We start from the raw sequence: 23,400 nt of genomic DNA on the forward strand, positions 1-23,400 counted from the left end.
TTGAAAGATAACTCGAGATTTATTAATTGACCCCATAAACAAAATGGATTATAAAGTAAAAGCACCAGAAAAACTGGTGCTAATGTTTAACGTTTATTGGGACATTTTCAAAAATGCTTGACATACTATAATTGATATTTTCCAATTTATGTTCAAATCTTAGTACTATATTTGAGCTTTTTAATACTTATATAAAGAAATAATGCTGTTAACGCTGTTGCAATCAAATCTGCAACCGGTTGTGAAAGCCATATTCCATCTAATCCGAAAAATAGTGGAAGTATAAGAATAAGCGGTATGAGCACTATTACTTGTCTTAATATACTTAAAATCATCGAAATTTTAGCCTCATTTATTGCCTGAAAAAAACTTGCTCCCAAAAGCTGAAATCCTAAAATAGGTAAAAACATTAAATCAATTCTGATTCCTCGTGCACCTAGATTTATTATATCGGGATTATCACCTACAAACAAACCTATTATAGGTTTAGCAAACATCTGTATTCCTAGAAATCCAATTACAGCAATTAAAGTGCCGAAAGCTATGGCAAGCTTTAAAACCTTTAAAACCCTAGGATACAATTTCGCCCCATAGTTATAACCTATTATAGGCTGAATCCCTTGACTTATTCCAATAATCGGCATAAAAATAAGCATTGATATGCTATTTAGTATTCCCATTGCAGCTATTGCTATATCCCCTCCATAAGCATACAGTCCCCTATTATATAAAACAACTACAGCACTTGATGCTATTTGCATAGAAAAAGGTGAAATCCCAATTGCCAAAATGTCTTTTATAATATATAGACGGAGTTTTAAATTTTCTTTTTTTATCTTAAGAATACTTCCACTGTTTTTATATATAAAATATTTCATAACCCATAATGTATTAAAAACTTGAGAAATTAAAGTCGCTATTGCTGCACCTTGAATTCCCATACTAAAACCGAATATTAATATGGGATCTAATATAATATTAATAATTGCACCAAACACCATTGTAATCATTGCCATTTTCGGATTACCCTCAGCTCGAATTATATTGTTAATGCCAAATCCTATATTTTGAAAAACAGCTCCCATAAGTATAATTTGCATGTATGCTTTTGCATAGGGAATACTATTTTCACTTGCCCCAAATAAAATCAAAAATTCATCTAGAAATAAAACCCCTATTAAACTAAGTACTAATGATATTATTATTATAAGTATAAGTGCATTCCCCAAAATGTTATTTGCAGCATCCGTGTGTTTTTCTCCTAGCCTTATGGATATCACCGCACTAGCGCCTATACCAATAAGCATTCCAAACGCCATTATAATAACTGAAATTGGAAAGGTGATAGCAAGTCCTGAAAGTGCATAAGACCCTACATCCTTAATATGCCCTATATAAATTCTATCTACAATATTGTATAGTGCATTTACAATCATTCCGGTTATAGCCGGCACTGAAAACTTAAAAAGTAATTTGCCTATTCGCTGCGTTCCTAATTCATTTGTTGCATTCATAAAACTTCCTCCATCTTCTATATCTTTATAGTATATCATATGTTTTTATTTTCAGTTATCATTAATATTAATAAAAAAAGCTATAATTAATTTATGAAATTACATAAATAATTAAAATGAAGACAAAATAAAGAGTAGATTACCCCTACACAGGGGATAACCCACTCTTTTCTTAATTATTTAGCTTTTCTATATGTTTAATTTTAAAAGCAAATAACGCTCCGCAAAGTCCACCAATAATATGGGCAAGTTGAGATATATTATCTTGAGCAAATGCGCCTCCAAATATTTCTCTTCCAATAAATACGAAAAACACTATTATTAAAGTTAGTGGAATTTTTCCTTTTTCAGCATTTGTAAAGGAGCTCAGTATAATAAACATATAAACAATGCCACTGGCTCCAAGGAGTGCGCTACCAGAGAAAACAGTATGTATTACTCCTGTAACAAAAGCGGTTATGAGTATTAACTGCACTAAAATTTTTGATCCATATTTTTCTTCTAGCATAGGTCCAGTTATTAAAATTATTATAAAATTACCTGAAAAGTGAGCCCAATTAGCATGACCTAATATATAAGAAAAAAGCCTTACATACTGCAAGGGGTCTAAAAGTGAGGTTCTATAATTTGAAAATAAAAATGAAGTCGATGTTCCATTAGTTAAGTAACCTAACAAATAGCTAGCAAGTGATAAAAAAGTAAATGTTAATATCACCGGTGAATTATATTGTATTTTATTAAATTTATTAAGCATTTTTTATCCTCCGTTTAAATTCATAATAAAAGAGTAACTTAAATAAAAAAAAGTTACTCTTTTATTATGAATGAACTATTAGCATAAGTCAATTGCTTACAAATCATCCCTAACGGTACTACAAGTATTTCTTATAATAAGTTGCGTTTTTAATTTTACTCTGCGAGCTTTCTCATTACCATTATAAATCAAGTCTAAAAGCATTTTTGCAGCATTTTCTCCAAGCAAATACATGTTTTGATCTACCGTTGTAATTTTTGGTTCAACTATGCTTGAAATGTAGCTATTATCAAATCCAACTATCGAAATATCCTTAGGTACATCAAATTTCATTATTTTACATGCGTTCATAACTCCAAGGGCCATTAAATCATTACAAGCAAATATAGCTAAAGGTGCTTTGAGTCGTTTTAATTCATTACTCATTATATCCATTGTGCCATCCACAGTTTTATAACTATTTCCTTCACCGATATCTATAATGTTCTTTAGTGAAGTTAAATTATTTTCTTCCATGAATTTATTATAGACATCCTCTTTTATATCATATGAATAACTTTCTCTTCCCCTTACAAATATTATATTTTTATGCCCAAGTTCTAAAAGATATCGCATGGCCTGTCTTGCGCCACTAACTTCATCATTTAATACGAAATTACAATTGATATTATTATTGTATCCATTAATTGAAACTAGTGGTATATCCTTACTCACTGCTTCATAGTAACCATCTTTCATATTTTCAGTTTTAGGATCGATGACTATAATCCCATCTACTTGTCTTCCCATAAGGGATTTTATATAATTTATCTCTTCAGCAGCATCATCATCTGTATCACAAAGATAAATTGAATAACCGTTTATCCTGAGGTTATGTTCGATTGCTTTAATTACAGTTGGAAAAAAAATATTGTTTATACTCGGAACTAATATACCTATTGTTTTTGTATTTTGACTAATTAACGATCTTGCCAAAGTATTAGGACTAAAATCAAGCTTTTTCACAGCTATTTCGACTCTAATTCTGGTTTCTTCCTTAACAGGATAATTTTTATTTATTACTCTTGATACAGTACTCATAGAAACATTCGCTTCCCTTGCAACATCTCTTATATGGGCTTTCATTGTGTTTCTACTCTATGAGTTCCTTCACCAATTCCTGTTGAATAAAAACTTGGCTCGTAACCAATCCTTTTTGTATAATTAGATTTCACTCTAATGGTAAACGACTCTATGCTATCTTTTCTTACTAATGCAATAGCACATCCTCCAAAACCAGCACCTGTCATCCTTGCACCTATGCAACCATCTGTAATCAACGCTTCTTCTACAATAGTGTCAAGTTCTTTTCCTGTAACTTCATATAAATGTTTTAATGAATGATGAGATTCCACAAGTAGCCTTCCAAATTCCATAAGTTGCCCCTTATTTAAACAATTAAATGCGCTGATTACTCTTGCATTTTCATATACTGCATGCTTTGCTCTATTTTTAATTTTTTTATCTGTAAATAAATTCTCTATTTCATCAAATTCTTCTGGTTTCAATTCACATATATTTTTTATGTCTTTTACAGTTTTAATTATTTCAAGTGCTTTGTCACATTCAGCTCTTCTTTCATTATATTTTGATTCATTAAGTGCTCGCCTTTTATTCGTATTCATTATTACAATATCACAATCTAAAAGATTAACATCTGCATAATCATATTCTAATGTCTCACAATTTAGCAGAATAGCTTTCGCTTTTTTGCCCATTCGAATTGCAAATTGATCCATAATTCCACAATTGACACCTACAAAATCATTTTCAGCCTTTTGTGACATTTTTGCTATTTCTATCTTATCAATACTACTGTTATTAAATAGATTGTTAACAATTTCAGCTGTAAGAACTTCTAGTGACGCCGAAGAGGATAATCCAGCACCATTTGGTATGTTACCACTTATTAAAATGTCCATGCCTTTAACATCATATCCGTTATCCATCATAATTTTTATTACACCTTTGGGATAATTAGCCCAATCATCCACTTCAGCAAATTTTAAATGGTTCAAATCTGAGGTAACCTTCAAATCAAAATTTGTAGATGCAAAATTAACTTTTTTGTCATCTCTTACTTTAACTAATCCATAAGTCCCAAAATCTAAAGCACAAGGAAAAACAAAACCACCATTGTAATCAATGTGTTCACCTATAAGATTTATTCTTCCAGGCGAAAAAAATGTACATTCACTTTCATACCCGTAAATCTTTATGAATTCTTCATGAAGTTTTTTAATATTCATATTATTACCCTCCAAATTATTTAGTAGTATATTTTATATAATAATTGTTAAATTTGTCATTAATTTGTTTATTGTTCATACTAAAATCGTATAGAAAACCTTTTCTTTTATTATTCTATCGTAGCATATATATTTTACTTATACAATACTATTTTAGTAAGCATCCTTTGAACTAATTGTTAATCCACCTCATATTATCTTTAAACTAAAAAATAGGCCCTTGAAGGGCCTATTTTAAATTACTATTCTATTTAGCCAAATCTTCTATAGAATTAATGTCCATATATGATGGAACAACTAAACCTATTTTAGCTCCTTCTAGGTTTGCGCCTAGGTCTTCTATTTTACCTTCGTAGTCTTTCATATATTTAGCTTGAGTTGCTGGTAACCATGCTGCAACAATAGCATCTACATCTCCAGTAGATACCGCTGCATACATAGGGCCTGCGTCTACTTGAGTAAGTTTAACATCGTATCCCATATCTTCAAGCGCTAATCCAATTACATTAGTAGATGCAATTTCTGTATCCCAAGCAACATAAGCAAGCTTAATTTCTTCGCCATCTACTTTTGTTGCACCTTCAGTCCATTTACTTACTTTATCTGTATTGTCAGTAATCCATTGTCTTGCAGTTTCCTTTGCATCTTCTCCAGCATTGATTTTAAGCATAACAGCTTCCGAATCTGCAGGGGTCCAAGCAAATTCGTCTAATATTTTATAAGCATTAGGCATATCTTCTTTTAAGCCTTTACGTACAACTGTGCTTATATGTTCAGCCTCACCAAAAGAACCTTTAGGGTCTTCTAAGTACTTTAAGTCATATTTACTAAACATCCAGTGAGGTGACCAACCAGTAATTATAATTGGCTCCTCATTTTCATAAGCATCTGCAAGTGCTTGTGTCATAGCAGCACCTGAGCTAGTTTGTACAGTGAATTTTGTATTATAATCTTCCATAGCTTTTTCAGCAGCTTGCACTACGCCTGAACCAGCGTCTATGCCTGTAATCTTATAATCCATTTGCTCACCGTAAGTTTGGTCAGCTTTTTTTGTTTCTTCACCGCTGTTATTAGCACTACACCCAACAAAAGTTAGGGCTGCTATACTAAAAGCGACCACACCAAGTTTCTTTAAATTGTTTTTAATCATAATTGTATCTCCTCCTTATATTATATATGTATTAATTTGCTAATTCATAAAATTAATACATATGAGTTAATTGTTTAAGAATTGCTTTTTTTATTTAGCGCTTGAGTTATACGATCAAGTATCATGGCTAATATAACAATAGCCAGGCCCGAAGCAAAACCTTGTCCGGCTTCATTTCTCGTTACTGCTCTAAAAACTTCAACACCTAATCCATCAGCACCAATCATTGAAGCTATAACAACCATAGATAGTGATAACATGATTGTTTGGTTAACCCCTGCCATAATTGTATTTTTGGCAAGTGGAAGTTGAACCTTGAATAGTTTTTGAGTTGGTGTTGACCCGAAGGCATTGGCTGCTTCAATTAATTCTTCCGAAACTTGACGAATACCAAGATCAGTTAATCTTACAACTGGTGGCATGGCAAATATAACAGATGCAATGATTCCTGGTACCATTCCTATTCCAAAAAAAGAAACAGCTGGTATTAAATAAACAAAAGCAGGCATAGTCTGCATAAAGTCTAATACAGGTGTTACTATATTTTGAACTGTTTTATTTTTCGACATCCAGACTCCAAGAGGAATTCCAATTATAATTGAAATTATACTAGCTGTTAATATCAAGGAAAGAGTAAGCATAGTTTGTTCCCAATATCCAAGATTTTGTATTAACAGTAATCCTATTAGAGCAAACGCAGATAATCCCCATTTTTTCCCAGTTAAAAATATAGTTAATGCTACCACAAGTAGAATAAAAACTAATGGTGGTATAGCTATTAACGTATCACTTAAACCAGATATAATTCCATCAAGCCCCTCTTTAATTGGTTCAAAAAACCATTGAGCATTTTCTCTTAACCATGCTACAAGCATGTCAGCCCATTTAACTATTGGTAGTTGTGGTATTTGTGTCATCTATATTCACCTCATTTCCTGCAAGAGCCGCAAGTACTGCACCTCGAACTATAATTCCTTTTAATATCTTATTTTCAACAACAGCTACTGGTACAGGTGAATTGTGTATTATCTCAAATAAATCATTTAATGATAAATCTGGAGCAACTACAGGAACATCTGTAATCATAACGTCATAAATATCTTTAGTTCCATTTTTTACAGCTTCTGATGCAGCATCTGCAGTTACAACGCCTAGTAACTCTCTATTTTTATTAACAACATAAATGCTTGAAATTCCAGCTTGTTTCATGCGTTGTAGCGCAACTCGAGGACCATGCTTTTCTACCTCTATAGTTTCTGGATGCTTCATAACATGTTGTGCTGAGAAAACCTTTGATCTATCTACGTCCTCAACAAATTTTCTAACATAATCATCAGCAGGATTCGTCATGATTTCTTCTGGAGTACCAATCTGTGCAATTATTCCATCTTTCATTATTGCAATTCTATCTCCAATTTTAAGTGCTTCATCTAAGTCGTGAGTTATAAATATAATTGTTTTATGCATAGCTAATTGTAATCCTAAAAGTTCATCTTGCATCTCTTTACGAATCAGTGGGTCTAGTGCTGAAAATGCTTCATCCATGAGTAGAATATCTGGATCATTAGCTAACGCTCTAGCAAGCCCTACCCTTTGCTTCATTCCTCCTGATAATTGACTAGGAAATTGATCTGCATATCCTACAAGTCCTACCATTTCTAGTGATTTACGAGCAAGTTCTTGAATTTCACTTTTCTTCATTCCTTGTACTTCCAGTCCATATCCTGCATTTTCTAATATTGTACGATGCGGAAATAATCCAAATCCTTGAAAAACCATACTTAGTTTCTTTCTTCTGGTTTGTCTTAGTTTGTTTTTATCCATCTTCGCTAAATCTTCACCATCTACTAAAACACTACCTGCATTTGGCTCAATTAGGCGATTAATTAATCTAACAAGAGTTGACTTACCACTTCCTGACAATCCCATAATTACAAAAACTTCTCCGGCATTCACGTCAAAAGATACTCTATTTACACCTACCGTCATTCCAGTTTCTTTTAGAATAGCTGTTTTTGACTTTCCTTCTTGTAAAAGTTTAATCCCATGTTTAGGGTTTTTACCAAATATTTTGGTCAATCCTTTAACTTCAATCTTTAACATTTATCCACCTCTTTTATTAGTTAAGCTACGTTACTAAATGTAAAATAATGCCTCTGTTTAATACCGTATAGCTTTATAATACCATATTTATGTATTAAATTCAACTTTTACATAAATATCGACACAAATTATCCATATTAATATAAACGATATTAATATAAACTCTATTAATATAAACTCTATTAATATATTTATAAATATTGTTTTAGTTTATACCATTAATAATAATTTATACGGTTAATAGCATATCATAAATTTAATAAATAGAAGTAATGTTGATAGTGTAAATATTGTTTTTATTTATGTATTTTTTTACGACTAATAGCTAATGCTAACTTCGTATTAATTTATATGAAACCAAGGAGGTATAATTTTATGCAAACAAAAAATGCTAAACAACACGTTCAAGATGTTACAAATCATCTTCAAACAGCAAAAGATTGTTTAAACACTGCTCTCAGCTCAGTAGAGAAACCTGAGAACAAACAACAAATTCAAAATACTTTGACTTCTGTAGACGGAGCTTTAAAAAATGCTACCACTACACTTTCAAATTATAAAGAATAAATAATAATTAGGAGGAGCATACGCTCCTCCTAATTATTATTTTATTGAATTTCTAACATCTCCGAGAATAGCTCTTGGAACTGGTAAATCAAGCATTGTTTTAAGGCCCGGCTCTGAATTCATTACAAGTGGAATCATATTAACACATATAGCTACTGTAGCAATCCCTCCTGGTATTTCAGGTTTTATTTGAAGATTCAAGTTTGGAACTCCTTTAATTGTAATATAATCCCCCGTATCAATATTTTCCATTTCAGGTTTTATCTGTTGAGGATGTTCCATTGTTATAAACGTTTTGTCTCCTAAATCAGCAAATCCTAATTGTTTACATCCAGCAACATCTCCAGCCTTTACCGAAACAATATCTGTGCTACGTGGAATAGTTGTAAGTATTGGTGATTTTTCTTGTCTAATATTATTTAACTTAATATTAAAAGCCTCTTCAAACATTCCAAAGGACTGTAAGAATCCAACGTGTCCGTCTATTGTATTGTCTTTAACCCCTTGTATAAATTCTTCTTCCTTTAGTCCAATACCTTGCTCAACCATAACTGCTTTACCAAAGCAAGCTAAATCATTAACTCTCGTAGCATTAATACTTTCAACTGTATCACTAACTCCTGTAAGCATTATAGCCACTAAATCCATTATGAATCCTGGATTTACTCCGGTTCCTAATATGGAAACTTTATTTTCTTTAGCAATTCTATCCATTTCATCGGATAGTTCTGGATCTAGTGCTCTTGGGTAGGACATTTCTTCAGCAGTTGTTACAATATCCATGCCAGCTTCTGCCGCCATTTTTATTAATGGAAATACAACTTTTGTAAATGAAGCTGTAGCCATAAGACAAACATCTGCATAACCTTTCTTTATAACATCTTCAGCATTTTTTGTAACGATGCAAGAATTATCTTCATTAGCGGAAACTCCTAATACTTCATAAAGTTTTTTACCAACTTTACTCGGATCCATGTCAATAGCACCTACAATAGTAAATCCTTGTTTACTAAGTACCATTGAAGCAATACCACTTCCCATAACACCAAGTCCCCAAACTACAACTCTTATCTTGTTTTTCATAATATTTTCCTCCTCATAATTTTAAACTTTAATCTATATAATTTACTTCATTATTATAATATTTTTCAATATAAGGGGAAGTCATGGCCGCTAAAAGACAACCATAATCTATTTTAAAATCTACGATATCCCCCACAGTTAAATCCTTTTCACTATCAGTTACATCCAAAATTAGATGATCGCTACTTGCACCAAAAATACTTATTTTCCCGTCCATTGGAGTTAATCCTTCAAGTCTTATATCTTGTCTCCCTACTGCTATAATAGCTCTTTTTCTTATGCCCTTATCTTCAAAATCTGGTTTATTACCAAAAGCATCCATTCCTATAGTTCCTCTTGGCAATGTTTGTTTGCTTTTTAATTCAATTATCTCACCCTTTAATATAAAAGAATCTTCATAGCAATTAGGTACTGGGAGTCCATAAGCAGTTTCTCTACCAAGAACTATTGATTCACCAATCCTAAGCTGATTAATTTCATTTGGCATAGTATCATTCATAACCATATATAGACTGCTAGAGTTCCCTCCAGAAATCACAGGTAAACTAAGTCCAAAGGTTTTTTCCATTTCTTCTTTTAATTTTATAAGTACTCCTAAGTTTTCTCGTTCAGGAATTACCCCCCCATAACAAGTAAGATTGGTCCCAAGACCTATTAATTTAATGTTATCTATCTTTATTATTTCTTTAACAATAGAACTTACATCCTCAATGAGTACTCCTTCTCTTAAATCCCCTAAATCTACCATAAGTATAATATTATGAATTTTATTTAAATCCTTTGCAGCTACCCCCAGATTCACAATTGTAGCAAGCTCAGAATTAAGACTTACATCGCTATACTTTGCAACCTCATATGCTTCACTTATCATTGGAATTCTAAGCATCATTTTGTTACAATTTAAATCGTTTATTTTTTTTAAATTCATAATTCTAGAATCCGCAACAGATTTGACTCCAGCGCGAAGTATAGCCTCAACAATTGGCTTATTGGCACAAAACACTTTAGTTACAGAGGTAACATTTATATGCTTTTCATTACACATTGCTAGGACTTTCTTTACGTTGTGTGTTAATTTTGCTAAGTCTACTTCCACACATGGATAAGTCTTTTTCATATGGATACTCTCCTTTTTCTATACTTCGTTGCTCACTTCATTGATTTCCATATCCACTGTTATTCCTAAACTTTGAATTAATAGTGCTTTGGCTACTCCTTTATTTTCTCTACTTAAAACTCCTGCTGAGGCCATAATATAGTTTTTATCTAGGAGTACCACAGCACCTTTTTTAGGTAACATTGTAACTTCATCCTTTAAGTATCTTATTTCTAGTAGTAGGTCTGTCCCCTTAGGAAGTCTTGTAAGCGCCCCTCCAGTACCTATTATATATTTAACCTCAGATAAATCCTTACCATATGCCACAAAACCACTTTCTCCATCATATTTTCTTTTTATAAATCCTACATGTCTATCTATTGCAACATCTAGAGCTTTTTTTGTTAGCAGGCTGCTTGCATTTATATCATCCATTTCTGTAGGTATAGGTTTTATGTGTTGCTTAATATATTCCTTAGTAAATTCGCCAAGATCTCTGGAGTCAAGTAAATCTAGTACATTTTTACTGTTAATAAAAACTCCAAGATCTCCTTCTACAGTTCTTTTAGCCTTTGGTTCAGGATTTATTAGCATATCTAAAACTACAGTACTTCCCTCTGTAACTGAATGTACATCAGTGGTAGCGCCACCAACATCAAAAACTACTAAGTCACCTATGATATCGTATAAAACTTTTGAACTTTCCATAACTGCTCCTGGAGTTGGCATTATGCTTCCATTTACCATTTCTTTTATCTTATTCATTCCAGGTGCTTTTACAATATTTTTCTCAAAGGCTTCTTGTATTATTTTTCTTGCAGGTTCCACATTTAGAGTATCTATCATTGGGTAAACATTATCAATTAGATAAATTTCTTGCCCTTCAAATATATCTTTTATTTCTTCCTGATTTTCGATATTTCCACAGTACACAATAGGTATATTAAACTTTTCTGAACTTATAAGTTCCGCATTATAAAGAGATGTTTCTCTTTCGCCGTAATCCGTACCTCCAGCAATCATTATCATATTGGGATTTATATCATGTATTCTCTTTATATCGCTTTTTCGCATCTTACCACCAGTAACCATCTTTATGATGCCACCAGCACCAAGCGCAGCTTCTCTAGCAGCCTTAACAGTCATTTGTTCCATAAGACCGTGAACCGTTATTCTAAGTCCTCCTGCAGCACTTGAAGTAGCCAGCATCTTTTCCCATGTAATTGACTCCTGTACTTGATTTTCTATATCTTTTATTGCGTTTTTGAGTCCTATAGTTACATCACCATCTAAAACTGTAGTACAGCTTTTACCTTGAAAAGGTATTTTTACAACAACCTGTCCCTTCTCATCATAAGCTATATTAAAAGCTGTAACCAAAGTAGTGGTGCTGCCTATTTCAGCAACTAGATAATCTACCTTCACAAGAATCTCCTCCTTTTATGCTTGTTCCTCTTCTTCTTCATTATCAGGAATACCCATTAACCTTTTTATTACGAAAGAGGCAACATGTGAACCATTTGATCCACGTCCAAATCCAACATCCATACCGTTTGCTTTAGCTATTTCATCTGTTACTTGTGTACCACCTGAAATAAGTATAATCTTATCTCTTACTCCTTTTTCTATACAAAGATCATTAAGCTTTCTCATATTCTTTATATGCACATCATTATGAGAAATGATTGTACTACATAATATTGCTTGAGCTTTTGATTCTATTGCTGCATCTACCAATTTTTCTATCGGACATGAAGTTCCAAGATAAAGCGCATCTATACCAAATCTTTCAATACCACCATGTTTTATATCTATAACTTCTCTTAGTCCAACTGAATGCTCATCTTCACCAACTGTTGCAGCTGCAACTTTTATTGGGTGCTCTTTTACGTAATCCTTCATAACTTGATTTGTTAGCACTTTTCTTCTCTTGGGAAGTACTAATTCATCTCTTCTTACAGGAGTAAAATCGCAAACACCCTTGATTTCTACAAGACAACCTTCAGACTTTTGTAATACTTGTTTATGAAGAATTTCTACATCTTTAAGATTCATTCTCTTACCCATTTCAATTGCTGCCGATTCAGCAATCTGCTCATTTTCAGGAATAAATAGTGTAATTTTTACATACCCATCTTTTGCCCATTGAACTTCAGGAACCACAGTTCCATCTTCTTTAACCTTTTCCATTCTCTTAAATACATTATCATTCTCATCTAATTCATCGATATACTGAATTTTAGAGTGGTCACATAATGTACATTCTGAAATTGGGTCGCAAGCTTTATCATATTCACTTGGTACATTATTAAATCCAAAATGACCACAAACAGGTGCGAAATAATCTTCTTCTCTTTCAACTATTGTGTCCACAGCATCTCCGCCGTCCATCTTTCTTGAAATACCGTCATCATTTCTTTCTGGATACTCTCCTGAATCTATAAAGAATCCTGAATCAACTGCTTTAAAGTATCCTCCTACCTCTATCATTTCTTCAAGGAACAATATAGCTCTTTCTTCTATTTCTCTAGCTTTTTCAGGCAAATACCCTGTTTTCTTAAGTTCTATCATGTCCATTAGTCCATCCATACCTAAAAACGACTGTTTTGCAGTATTTATAGCATGAATATTATTATAATGCCATGGAACATTACGGCCTTCATCAGGAGTTATAGTACTTTGAATATCAACAGAAGTTAATTCTGAAATTAATAAATTAAGCGTATGACCAACTGTAGCTTCTCTTTCACAAGATTCTACATATTTTGTATTCATCTGAGCTCTCATTTTGTATTTTTGAAAGAAATGTCTAAGTGCTACTGCATAAGGCAAGTCATATCTCATACAAGGAGCTGGTGCTGAAGTAGGTGGTACAGTTGAAAGAGCAATATTTTCCGGTTTCATTCCTACCATTTCTGAAAAACAAGAATTTATAGCATGTTGCACCATAAGTTCTGGCATTACTTTATAGCCTTTCATAGCTGTTGCATTAGCGTTATGTGCACCATCAATTTGAAGAATTTCTGCAAAGGCCATTACACCTTTTGCAACTGCTGCATCGACAAAAGATCTATGCATATTAATATTTCTATAGAGTACATTGTATTGAGGATCTTGATGCGCTCCATTAACACCTTCTTCGGCGAACATAACTGCTACATCAGGACCAGCCACACCGGATACATAGGAATGGAAATTAATTCTTCTTCCTACTTCTTCTTCTATTAAATCTATAGCTTTTCTTGTTGCTCTAACTTCTTTTCTAGTTATTGGTACGCCGCCTATACCCTCTGGGCTACCTTCTAGTAGTCCATCAAAATGGCTTTGTCCCATTGTCCTTATTACCATTAAATGATCCGCACCATGCCAGGCTGACATTCTCATTCTTCTTATATCATCTTCAAATCTTCCCGAAGCTATTTCAGTTGTAATAACAGGTCTTGGTTGAGGGTCTATACCTTCAAAACTTCTTGATGCTGGGAGCCCATGACTTTTCTTTAGTGGAGCTGATATTTCATGATAAGTGAATTCGCCCACTTTTCCTTCTTTATTTTCTTCTCTCCAGTGCCAACCCCTCCATTTCGGTTCATACTTATCTAAGTCTTTTAAAATTTCTTCTACATTAAGTTTTACATTCTCTTCTAACTTTTCAACCATTACTTGTCACTTCCCTTCATTTTTTCTGATACAGTATCCCAGCCTATACCTTTAGCTAATTCTCCTCCTGCATTAAGGTATTCCATGTCCTTTAACTTTGCATAAGTTAAAATAACATTCCCAATACCTTTTCCTAGTAAGTTGTATTTTGTACCATAATCAATTAATGGTTTTGCCTGAAGGCTTGAAAATCCCATTCTTAAAACGACTGACCTTTCAATAGAAGGAGACGTATGTGTATAAGCTAAATCCACAATTGGTTTTACGACTTTTTCAGTTAAACCCCAAAATCTATCATATAGTTGTTCCTCTGTTAGTCCCTTTAAATGCTCACTTCTTTTTTCAAAATCATCTTCTCTTTTCATAAATTAATTCCCTCCTAACATATTTGAACATTGTACCCATTTAAAATTTCTACTATTTTTTCGCTGCTAAGTTTTGTTTCTGCAGATAAAAAATCAATATCAACCTGTTCAACTTTATTATCTGTTAATTTATTTGCTACATTTTTCATGTAGGATTTCTTTAGCCCTTCCATATCTATATCTGTTACTGTAACCACTGATGGATGAGATGGAATTACTATATTTACCCCAGGTACTTGCTCTTTAGGATCACCTACATAAACCTTAATTCCGTTGTCTTTAGCAAAATTAAGCTGTGGTATTAAATGTTTACCGGCTCCAGTATATTCGGTTTCTTGTACAACTATTATGGCATCATCATCATATTCCTGAGCAATTGCAAACGCCGCTACTAAGGAGACATTTCCTGCTGGTCCTCTTTCTAGTCCTTCAAGCTGTGCCAATATTTCTGTCATCCAAAACACTTCACCTTGAGTGGTATTTACATATCTGTCTAAATACCTTAGTGGTCTAGCAGCGCTTCTCGGTACATCTGATCTATCAGGATAAGTCATAAATGGAATTCCAAACCCTGTATGTCCCGTAGTAAATGATTTCTTATTAAAGTCTATATCTGATGCCATATGAAGGCCAGAAAGGTCCACTGATGCTCCTATTATCTTTGTTTCCGAAGCCCCTGCTTTTATAAGCCCTCTTGCAGTCCCTGTAACATTTCCACCACCTGCGTGTGTTATAATAACCGCATCTGGATCCTTTCCTAATTTCTCTCGACACTGCGCTGCTATTTCATATCCTAATGTTTCGATTCCTGCTACTCCGTATGATGAATACAATGAAGCATTATAATATTTTGTATCTTCTAAAATTTTGAGGTAAGTGTAAAATAATTCTGGTCCTACAGTAAGCCTAATAACTTCCGCTCCAAACCCCTCACATTTTCTTCCTTTTTCTAATATTTCTGGCTGACCTACTTTTCTTGAATCATAACATTCATTTGCTATTATACATTTAAGTCCTCTAATGTTAGCTTGCGCCGCAACTGCTGCACCATAATTACCCGAAGTAGCAGCTCCTACTCCTTTGTACCCTCTCTTCATAGCATCAAATACAGATATACATGCTCTCCTATCTTTAAAACTTCCAGATGGGTTACAGCTTTCATCCTTAACAAATATTCTAGCTGCATGTCCAGTTTTGGAAATCTTTCTCGCCAGCTTAGTAATATTTTTAAGTTCTAAAAGTGGAGTATTTCCTACCCCCACTTCCTTTTGAATATCTTTAACTTCTTCAAATGAATACTCAACATCTCTCATAAGTCTCTCATAATCAAATGAAAGTTTACCAGTTTCATATTTACTATAATCTATTCCGATAGATTTAAAGATTATTTCATTCTTTCGTTTCATGAGCTCATCATATTTACTCATACTTTATAGCCTCCTCTTAAAACTAGACTTAAAATCAATATTCTATTGTGCTATTATTGTTCTAGCTTGTTTTCCTATATTACTTATTTCTTCAACATATTTACCATAAGTATGATAATATCCAGGCTCTATATCCACAACTATACCCCTGGCAATTCTGCCTACATTAGTTTCAACTTGCACCTCATTCCCCAGCTCACACTCACTAATGCACTTACCTCGTGTCCAGCATTTAAGAGGCGTTTTTTTTGTCTCATCTGGTATATTTTTCGCTCTATCCTCTGGCACTAGAACGATTTCTTCTACTTCAACCCAAGTTCCTTTTTTTATCATAATTTCCCCCTCCAAAGTTTAGAATCATTATTCAAAACACTTTATTCGTATACTCTTTTTTTATATAGAGCAATTACCGTGCCAAAGAAGAACATATGTATTTGAGCCATTCCTTAATTACATGTATTCTTTATACGCAAAATATTCTGCATTTTTATAAAATATAGAAATTAAATTAGTTATTATCTAGTTGTGTCAGTGTTTACTAAGTTTGCTATACATGCATAATATTTTGCTTGCATAGCAAGCAATTTTGCTTTTTCTTTCGTTAGTTTATGTATCGCTATTTTGTATTCAAAATTTTTTTTAATTTACAAAAAAAACACCCTATAGATAGACTTTTAAATTTATCTATTTACAGGGTATATTTTAAGGGTTAATTAAATTTGTAATCTCTTTTATAATTACAATATATTAGAGTGTGAATCTAATATTAAGCTTTTAAATTTTTATTTTTATTTTTCTTGACTGCAATATCTTTTAAATAGAATTCATCACTAGTGAAAAATTCCTTTGTTTGTGAAGCTACAACACCCGATAGTAGTATTAGCCCAATCATGTTGGGAATAACTGCTAAACCGAATAGTAAATCTAAGAATAACCATAGAAATTTCATACCACCGACTGCACCGATAAAACATGCTGCCAAATAAACGAATCGCATGAATATTGAAAATTTATATCCAAATAAATAATTAGCAATTGTTTCTCCAAAGTATAAAATTACGTAGATGGTAGAAATAACAAATAACAATACTGCAATACTAACGACAAGTCCCCCTATAGGACCGTAGAAATTAGTGAATGCAACTGCTGTCATGGCGGATGCCTCTACTCCAGTTTCCTGCCAAACGCCAGATGCCAGTACAACAAAAGCTGTCATTGAACATATTACGATGGTATCCATAAATACACTAAACATACCCCATAGACCCTGTCTAACAGGATGATCTGTTTGTGAAGCTGCATGAGCTATTGGAGCACTTCCCATACCGGCTTCATTGGAATATGCACCTCTTGCAGTTCCAAATCTCATTGCCATTACAATTGTACTACCAGCAAAACCACCTACTGCGGCATGACCCGTAAATGCATCTTTCATAATTAAGGCAAAAACTGCTGGGACGGTTCCTAAATTACCAAGAATAATAAATAGGCACCCTAATATATAGAACCCTGCCATAATAGGAACAAACTTTTCTGAAATTTTGCCTATTCTTGTAATTCCACCGACAACTATTAAACCTACAAAAAGCGTAATGACAATTCCAGAAATAGTTGGACTTATTCCTAATGTAACTGCTGAACCAGCTGCAGAATTGGCTTGTACCATAATTCCACATAGAATTGTTATCATAAATAGAAAAGAATATATATTTGCTAACGAAGGAGACTTTAACCCATTTCTTAAGTAATACATTGGCCCACTAACATAATCACCTTTTTCATTCTTTTCCCTATACATTATACCAAGTACAATTTCGGAGAACTTTGTTCCCATTCCTACAAGTGCTGTCATCCACATCCAAAACACTGCACCGGGACCTCCAAAGAAAATAGCTACAGGTACACCTACAATATTTGCTGCACCTACCGTGGACGCAAGCTCTGATGTAACTGCTTGAAAAGGAGTAATGGTACCCTCACCCTTAGAACTATTCTTTTTAAATAGTGAACCAAAAGTTTGAGAAAACATGTATCTAAAATGTCGTACTTGTGCAAATCCAATCCTAAATGAGATAAATAATCCACCGCCAACCAGTAAAAATAACATTGCTGGTCCCCATATTATACCCGTAGCAGTATTAACAAAGTTTACTATTGATTCTGGCATACTCTACATCCCCTTTTTATTTTATATTTTAGCCTAAAATAACTAGTGATTTGAAAATAGTTATTAATCGTTTTTTAATATATGATCAATTACACCTGATAATAATCTTGGAGTCTGTCTTATTACGTCTTGTTCTAAAACTCTTTCAGTAAATTTATGCAGGTCTTTTCCACAGGGTCCTATATTCATACTTGGAATGGCTAATTGTTTTAGCGAATCAAATGGGATATCATACATATTTTCCCAAAGCGGCATATTGGATTCTATATGTGGTATTATTTTTTCGCTTTCATTCAAGGCTACATAACTCATATCAGAAATACCCATAAAATAATTTCTTTTACAGTAAGTTTCATCGCATACTTCTCTCGCAATGCGAATTATAGTTTCGTCAATATCTGATACGCTTTTATCTAATTCTTTAAAATCATTCATTGATACATGTGGGTAATACGGTGGGGAAAATGCTATGACAACCATCGGAGTCTTATCCATAATATATTCCAATGTTTTATCAATCAGAGCTAGATTGCTTTCTGGCATACTAATGATGTTGTTTTTTATGTCCACTTTTAATTTGTCTATAGTTAAATGATAGTCTTTAAGAAATTTGTCCCCAGATTGCTCAATGGCGTCGTTGTATATTTGTGCAAAAGTTTTAACATTGGTTTTCCATGGAAGACTATGATTGGCTACATTTTTTTTCAATAGATATTTACTGTAGTTTCCATTCATTTGTCCTATAACGTTTTCAAAAGCTTGTTTAGAAATTTCAAGTAATTGGTCTAGTATTATATTTGGTGTTCGCTTCAATGTTAAAACACTAAAATATCCACCAGCAGATTCAGGTATAGAAGCATCATAACATTTTTTCCCATCTCTAAGAAAACTCCATGAAGGTGGTGGTGATACTTCGTCCCCTACAACATCTGAGAAATCCGTATTAAGCTCCGTTGCACTAGCAATTTGAGATAATAGCAGGAGTGGATTAAACCCTTGAAAAATATCACCGATATGTGTTTTTTTACCCCTTACATACACCACTGGCATTAATTTTCCAACAGAGCCCGTGTGAAAAACGCCTACGTTGTTCTCCTCCTTTTGGTGAGGCTCTGAATCAATCAAGATAGTATATTCCAAATTAAACCTAGTCCTGATTTTTTCCAGAAGATCTGCGCTACTCCTCATCCCTAGTGATAAAGATTCCTCATCAGCAACCGATATAAACAGAATATTGCCATTAAAGTCTTGTTGCTTTGAAAACTGTTCAATAAGTGACAACTGAATTGCGACACCGGCCTTCATGTCTGCAGCTCCTCTTGCGAAAATCCATTCTCCACTTTTTAAATCTTCTTTTACATCTTCTTCTAATTCAACTTTATTGATCATTTCTCTCAATGATTCCGGATGATAAGCATATTCTCTTAAAGTTTGATAATCATAAGTATCTACAACATCATGATGATTAAGAAGAATAACAGTTTTCTTCCCATTTCCTTTAATAAGCCCCCATACGACAGACCGACCTAATGAATCGTCCTTAAGTGGATGTTTCCCAAAGTTATTTGTGTTGTTTTGAAAATAATCTAATTTTTGCAACCACTCATATAGATAGTTTTCAATATCCTTCTCAAGTGATGTCCCCGTATCGCTTTGAACAGAAATTAAATTTAATAGAGTTTCTTTTATTTTTGTCTCAGAGTCTTTCATTATGACATTCGTCATTTGCAACACCTCCAAACTATATTTGTTGAATATTTTGAATATTCTTATATTAATAATATTAGTTTAAAGTTATTGTACAGTTTGTACATCGTATTATTTCCGTTTGTTTACGTTTTCAGTATTTATTAAAGGGATACTAATTATTCATGTAGAATATATATGTAATGGATTAAACACAAGACAAATAAAATTGACGGAGGTAATATTTTTGAGTGCAGATATGGTTCTCTATAACGGTATAATTGTTCAAATGAATGCTGCTAATTCCATGCAAGAGGCTGTTGCAATTAGAAATGGTAAAATAATGGCCGTTTGCAGTAATCAAGAAATCAAAAAATATATTTCAACCAGCACAAAAATTATTGACCTTGGTGGAAAAACAGCTGTACCTGGATTTATTGATTCCCACGTACATCTGATGCCCACTTGCATAAATGAGCTAGCTATTAATTTTGAAGAGGCAAGGTCCGTTAAAGATGTATTGGACTTAATTAAAGAAAGGCGAGATCAATCATTGCCTCAAGAAGTAATATGGGGTATAAGACTGGATGAATTTAAATTAGATAAACGAGTATTGCCAACAAAAAATGATATAGATAAAGTTGTGCCCAATCAGCCTGTTTTTATCAGCAGTTTAGATTTTCATGTTGTAACAGTCAATTCCTGTGCCTTGAACAAAATTAATCTTCCGTTTACTGTTATTGGACTTGAAAAAGATTCTAAGGGTTTTCTTACGGGAAGACTTTATCACCATGCAAGTCATCTCGCAAGAAAAAAAATGTATGAAATGATATCTGATGAAGCACAGTCACAAGGGCTTCAGATTACTATGAAAAAGGCGTTCCAAAAAGGGGTTACTTCCATCGTTGCAATGGAGGGAGGTTCCCTATTTCATGACAGGCATGCGGAGTTCCTTCTTGGCGAAAAATCTAAATTACCAATAGATATAACCGTTTTTTATCAAACAATGGATATAAAAAAAGTCTTGGCATTTAATCTTCCACGATTCGGTGGAGATGTTTTTCTTGATGGTTCCTTTCGTTCCAGCAATGCGGCAATGTATGAGCCTTATAGCGATGACAAAAAAAATATTGGTACAATGTATTTTACCCAGGAAGAAATAGATGCAATTATTTTAGATGCCCATGAAAAAAACTTACAGATAGCTATTCACGCAGTTGGCACAAGGGCCATAGATAGGCTTTTAGATTCCTACGAAAATGCGCTGATAAAAAAGCCAAGAATTGACCATAGACATAGAATTGAACACTTTGAATTACCTACTATTGGTCAAATTAAGCGAGCCAAAAGACTTGGAATAATATTATCTATGCAGCCTACATATGAATATTTTTTTAGAGAACCTAATGGAATGTACGAGGTTAGGTTGGGTACCGAAAGAGCGCTACAAACAGACCCTTTTAGAAAAATATTGGATTCGGGCATTATTATTGCTGGAGGTTCAGATAGTGATGTTATGCCTATCGAACCCCTTTTGGGTATTCACGCCGCTGTAAACCATCCTAATGTAGCCTCCAGAATCACACCTTATGAGGCCTTGAAAATGTATACTTTGAATGGTGCAATCGGTGTTTTCGAGGAGAATATTAAAGGAACCATTGAAGAAAATAAACTGGCCGATATAGTTGTATTGGATAGTAATCCATTACATGTTAATACGAATTCCATAAAGGACACCAAGGTCGTGTATACAATTAAAAATGGACAGATATTGTATAATGCATTATTAGGAGTGATTTTATGAGTCTAAACGCAAAGTTCTTAGGACAATTAGATTTTATATTAAATGGACAATCTATTACTTCTTCATTATCGCAAAAGGCATGTGGCTTATTATGCTATCTTATGATGAACCCGCATAAGACACATTATAGAGAACAATTAACGGAAATGTTTTGGGGAGACAGCAATGTATATTCATCTAATAGCAGTTTAAGATATACCATCTGGGCTATAAGAAAAATTTTAAAGTCAAATGGACATAGCCAAGTATATATAATTAATTCAAGTAAAAATACTATTAAGTTTACAGACGATAAGACGAATTCCCAAGATGTAACCCAATTTAAAAAAATATGTAGCCAATCTACAAGTAGTAACATAGACCCCCCTATAAAAATAAAGCTACTGGAAGAAGCGTCTAATTTGTATGGTGGCACTTTTTTAAAAGATTTTCATATTAAAGATGCACCTGCATTCTACGACTGGCTTTTTTTTGAAAGAGAAGAATATCAACGATTGTATTTTGATATACAAATTAACTTATCAAAAGAATATGAAAAGCTTGGGTATTATGATGATGCAATTGTTCCAATAAACAAACTAATAAAAATACATCCACTCCATGAAGAGCTTTATTATCGGCTAATGAACTTATATAATATATCAGGGCATAGGACAACAGCCATCGAAACGTACCACAAATTAAAAGACGAACTTCGGGAGGAACTAAACATCAGTCCAATAAAGGATATTCAAGACCTTTATCAGCATATTAGAATAGAAAAAAAACCCTTGTTACAACAACCGCAGCACGAAGATTTAGTAAAAAATGAATTGAGCCACTATATCAACTTATCTAAAAAAGGAATTCACCTGAAATTTTTTATGACTGAATCATTTTCAAGGATAGAAGAAATAAGCACTATACTTAATGAAATCAAAATTGACAATATATCAGTAACAGCTATGGTCGCCAATCTTCCAGGCAAAAGAGTACCTTATGAAGGAATATATGAAATACTTGATGGATATTTAGATATTATAATGAAAAAAAAGGACGTGGTTGATACTACAGCTATTGCTTTGGAAATAGATCAAATTAAGAATAATTATCACCTTGGAAAATACACATTATTCCAGTCCATAAGTAATGCCCTTCATAAGGCTGAAGATATAAAGATGATTTTAAATATCTATAACTTTCACCTACTTGACAATGAAACAATTGACTTTCTATCATTTATGACAAGAAAATGCAGGGATATGGATCTCTTGATTTTTTCTATTTATGATACAAATTGGGATAATGAAAGGTTCAATTTATTCAAAATGGAATTTAAGAATGAAGAGAGAATTGAGTTTATTAACGTATAAGAATAACAAGCCCTTTTAATGTAAAATAAAAAACACATATGTTTAAGCTATTGCCTAAATTTATGTGTTTTTAATATTTGAAATGTTTTACATACATAATAAGCAATACCACCTATTTTTCTATTAATTTGTGTATTTTTATTTTATATTGCAGATTTTGTCTTGAAATACTAAGTTGTCTAGCTGTTTTACTAACATTATAATTATTCTTTTTTAGTATTTTTTCTATAATGTTCTTTTCAATACCATCCATATAATTTTCTAGCTCGAAGTTTACCTCCGTGTCTAACATTATATCCTGATGATTTTTACAATTTTCATATACCACTCTAGAATCAAAGTAGTTTTCCGTTAGAATTGAATTGTTTTCAGCCATATTTATTGCAG

The 23,400-nt window shown here is 33.0% G+C and carries 20 protein-coding genes; 3 read left to right on the plus strand and 17 right to left on the minus strand.

The features are described from left to right. Window positions 1-152: 152 nt before the first annotated feature. The 7 genes from ACJAX4_RS10870 to ACJAX4_RS10900 form a co-directional block, all read right to left on the minus strand. The gene (locus ACJAX4_RS10870; protein ID WP_435789482.1) at window positions 153-1,514 is read right to left on the minus strand and encodes an MATE family efflux transporter; all 1,362 of its coding nucleotides are present in this window, start codon (window positions 1,512-1,514) and stop codon (window positions 153-155) included. A 172-nt stretch (window positions 1,515-1,686) separates the two neighbouring features. Continuing rightward, window positions 1,687-2,268 carry a rhomboid family intramembrane serine protease gene (locus ACJAX4_RS10875; RefSeq protein ID WP_435789483.1) on the minus strand — a complete coding sequence of 194 codons (582 nt, stop codon included), beginning with the start codon at window positions 2,266-2,268 and terminating at the stop codon, window positions 1,687-1,689. Window positions 2,269-2,364: 96 nt separating this feature from the next. Beyond that, window positions 2,365-3,393 carry a LacI family DNA-binding transcriptional regulator gene (locus ACJAX4_RS10880; protein WP_435789484.1) on the minus strand — a complete coding sequence of 343 codons (1,029 nt, stop codon included), beginning with the start codon at window positions 3,391-3,393 and terminating at the stop codon, window positions 2,365-2,367. Beyond that, window positions 3,390-4,556, minus strand: coding sequence for a galactokinase (locus ACJAX4_RS10885; protein WP_435789485.1), 1,167 nt, complete (start codon window positions 4,554-4,556; stop codon window positions 3,390-3,392). The genes ACJAX4_RS10880 and ACJAX4_RS10885 overlap by 4 nt, the downstream gene beginning before the upstream one ends. Window positions 4,557-4,803: 247 nt before the next feature. After that, on the minus strand, window positions 4,804-5,706 hold the full coding sequence (locus ACJAX4_RS10890; RefSeq protein WP_435789486.1) for a glycine betaine ABC transporter substrate-binding protein: 903 nt from the start codon (window positions 5,704-5,706) through the stop codon (window positions 4,804-4,806). Between the two features lie 74 nt (window positions 5,707-5,780). Then, window positions 5,781-6,623, minus strand: coding sequence for an ABC transporter permease (locus ACJAX4_RS10895; protein ID WP_435789487.1), 843 nt, complete (start codon window positions 6,621-6,623; stop codon window positions 5,781-5,783). Further along, window positions 6,592-7,809, minus strand: a complete 1,218-nt coding sequence (locus ACJAX4_RS10900) for a quaternary amine ABC transporter ATP-binding protein (RefSeq protein ID WP_435789488.1) — start codon at window positions 7,807-7,809, stop codon at window positions 6,592-6,594. The genes ACJAX4_RS10895 and ACJAX4_RS10900 overlap by 32 nt, the downstream gene beginning before the upstream one ends. 375 nt (window positions 7,810-8,184) lie before the next feature. On the opposite strand from ACJAX4_RS10900, the gene ACJAX4_RS10905 reads away from it, so the two are divergent. Beyond that, complete coding sequence (locus ACJAX4_RS10905) at window positions 8,185-8,376, plus strand: hypothetical protein (RefSeq protein ID WP_435789489.1); 192 nt, start codon at window positions 8,185-8,187, stop codon at window positions 8,374-8,376. A 36-nt stretch (window positions 8,377-8,412) separates the two neighbouring features. Here ACJAX4_RS10905 and ord read toward each other — a convergent pair whose 3' ends face one another. The 9 genes from ord to ACJAX4_RS10950 form a co-directional block, all read right to left on the minus strand. Continuing rightward, window positions 8,413-9,459: a 2,4-diaminopentanoate dehydrogenase gene (gene ord, locus ACJAX4_RS10910; RefSeq protein ID WP_435789490.1), complete on the minus strand. Its 1,047-nt coding sequence runs from the start codon at window positions 9,457-9,459 to the stop codon at window positions 8,413-8,415. A gap of 28 nt (window positions 9,460-9,487) precedes the next feature. Beyond that, the gene (orr, locus tag ACJAX4_RS10915; protein ID WP_435789491.1) at window positions 9,488-10,576 is read right to left on the minus strand and encodes an ornithine racemase Orr; all 1,089 of its coding nucleotides are present in this window, start codon (window positions 10,574-10,576) and stop codon (window positions 9,488-9,490) included. A gap of 18 nt (window positions 10,577-10,594) precedes the next feature. After that, on the minus strand, window positions 10,595-11,980 hold the full coding sequence (locus ACJAX4_RS10920; protein ID WP_435789492.1) for a GlmL-related ornithine degradation protein: 1,386 nt from the start codon (window positions 11,978-11,980) through the stop codon (window positions 10,595-10,597). Between the two features lie 15 nt (window positions 11,981-11,995). Next, a complete protein-coding gene (oraE, locus tag ACJAX4_RS10925; protein ID WP_435789493.1) occupies window positions 11,996-14,212 on the minus strand; it encodes a D-ornithine 4,5-aminomutase subunit OraE in 2,217 nt (738 codons plus the stop codon). Further along, window positions 14,212-14,577, minus strand: a complete 366-nt coding sequence (locus ACJAX4_RS10930; protein WP_435789494.1) for an ornithine aminomutase subunit alpha — start codon at window positions 14,575-14,577, stop codon at window positions 14,212-14,214. Before ACJAX4_RS10930 ends, oraE begins: the two co-directional genes overlap by 1 nt. A 14-nt stretch (window positions 14,578-14,591) precedes the next feature. Then, on the minus strand, window positions 14,592-16,004 hold the full coding sequence (gene ortB, locus ACJAX4_RS10935) for a 2-amino-4-oxopentanoate thiolase subunit OrtB (protein WP_435789495.1): 1,413 nt from the start codon (window positions 16,002-16,004) through the stop codon (window positions 14,592-14,594). Between the two features lie 42 nt (window positions 16,005-16,046). Then, a complete protein-coding gene (gene ortA, locus ACJAX4_RS10940) occupies window positions 16,047-16,337 on the minus strand; it encodes a 2-amino-4-oxopentanoate thiolase subunit OrtA (RefSeq protein WP_435789496.1) in 291 nt (96 codons plus the stop codon). A 433-nt stretch (window positions 16,338-16,770) separates the two neighbouring features. Further along, window positions 16,771-18,171, minus strand: a complete 1,401-nt coding sequence (locus ACJAX4_RS10945; RefSeq protein WP_435789497.1) for an alanine/glycine:cation symporter family protein — start codon at window positions 18,169-18,171, stop codon at window positions 16,771-16,773. A 63-nt stretch (window positions 18,172-18,234) separates the two neighbouring features. Next, window positions 18,235-19,896 carry a M20/M25/M40 family metallo-hydrolase gene (locus ACJAX4_RS10950; RefSeq protein WP_435789498.1) on the minus strand — a complete coding sequence of 554 codons (1,662 nt, stop codon included), beginning with the start codon at window positions 19,894-19,896 and terminating at the stop codon, window positions 18,235-18,237. Window positions 19,897-20,104: 208 nt separating this feature from the next. Between ACJAX4_RS10950 and ACJAX4_RS10955 the strand changes: the two genes are divergently transcribed. After that, the gene (locus tag ACJAX4_RS10955) at window positions 20,105-21,661 is read left to right on the plus strand and encodes an amidohydrolase (RefSeq protein ID WP_435789499.1); all 1,557 of its coding nucleotides are present in this window, start codon (window positions 20,105-20,107) and stop codon (window positions 21,659-21,661) included. Continuing rightward, window positions 21,658-23,013, plus strand: a complete 1,356-nt coding sequence (locus ACJAX4_RS10960; RefSeq protein WP_435789500.1) for an AfsR/SARP family transcriptional regulator — start codon at window positions 21,658-21,660, stop codon at window positions 23,011-23,013. The genes ACJAX4_RS10955 and ACJAX4_RS10960 overlap by 4 nt, the downstream gene beginning before the upstream one ends. 112 nt (window positions 23,014-23,125) lie before the next feature. Here ACJAX4_RS10960 and ACJAX4_RS10965 read toward each other — a convergent pair. Further along, a partial coding sequence (locus ACJAX4_RS10965; RefSeq protein ID WP_435789501.1) for a helix-turn-helix domain-containing protein occupies window positions 23,126-23,400 on the minus strand: 275 nt, incomplete at its 5' end.

Origin of the sequence: Clostridium sp., assembly GCF_051278035.1 — a bacterium.
Classification (GTDB): Bacteria; Bacillota; Clostridia; order Clostridiales; family Clostridiaceae; genus Clostridium_AD.

Coding starts and splice junctions, on each gene's coding strand:
- ACJAX4_RS10870 (WP_435789482.1), bottom strand. CDS start 1,514: ATGAATGCAACAAATGAATTAGGAACGCAGCGAATAGGCAAATTACTT.
- ACJAX4_RS10950 (WP_435789498.1), bottom strand. CDS start 19,896: ATGACGAATGTCATAATGAAAGACTCTGAGACAAAAATAAAAGAAACT.
- ACJAX4_RS10890 (WP_435789486.1), bottom strand. CDS start 5,706: ATGATTAAAAACAATTTAAAGAAACTTGGTGTGGTCGCTTTTAGTATA.
- ACJAX4_RS10885 (WP_435789485.1), bottom strand. CDS start 4,556: ATGAATATTAAAAAACTTCATGAAGAATTCATAAAGATTTACGGGTAT.
- ACJAX4_RS10930 (WP_435789494.1), bottom strand. CDS start 14,577: ATGAAAAGAGAAGATGATTTTGAAAAAAGAAGTGAGCATTTAAAGGGA.
- oraE (WP_435789493.1), bottom strand. CDS start 14,212: ATGGTTGAAAAGTTAGAAGAGAATGTAAAACTTAATGTAGAAGAAATT.
- ord (WP_435789490.1), bottom strand. CDS start 9,459: ATGAAAAACAAGATAAGAGTTGTAGTTTGGGGACTTGGTGTTATGGGA.
- ACJAX4_RS10905 (WP_435789489.1), top strand. CDS start 8,185: ATGCAAACAAAAAATGCTAAACAACACGTTCAAGATGTTACAAATCAT.
- ACJAX4_RS10895 (WP_435789487.1), bottom strand. CDS start 6,623: ATGACACAAATACCACAACTACCAATAGTTAAATGGGCTGACATGCTT.
- ACJAX4_RS10880 (WP_435789484.1), bottom strand. CDS start 3,393: ATGAAAGCCCATATAAGAGATGTTGCAAGGGAAGCGAATGTTTCTATG.
- ACJAX4_RS10875 (WP_435789483.1), bottom strand. CDS start 2,268: ATGCTTAATAAATTTAATAAAATACAATATAATTCACCGGTGATATTA.
- ortB (WP_435789495.1), bottom strand. CDS start 16,004: ATGAGTAAATATGATGAGCTCATGAAACGAAAGAATGAAATAATCTTT.
- ACJAX4_RS10960 (WP_435789500.1), top strand. CDS start 21,658: ATGAGTCTAAACGCAAAGTTCTTAGGACAATTAGATTTTATATTAAAT.
- ACJAX4_RS10900 (WP_435789488.1), bottom strand. CDS start 7,809: ATGTTAAAGATTGAAGTTAAAGGATTGACCAAAATATTTGGTAAAAAC.
- orr (WP_435789491.1), bottom strand. CDS start 10,576: ATGAAAAAGACTTATCCATGTGTGGAAGTAGACTTAGCAAAATTAACA.
- ACJAX4_RS10945 (WP_435789497.1), bottom strand. CDS start 18,171: ATGCCAGAATCAATAGTAAACTTTGTTAATACTGCTACGGGTATAATA.
- ortA (WP_435789496.1), bottom strand. CDS start 16,337: ATGATAAAAAAAGGAACTTGGGTTGAAGTAGAAGAAATCGTTCTAGTG.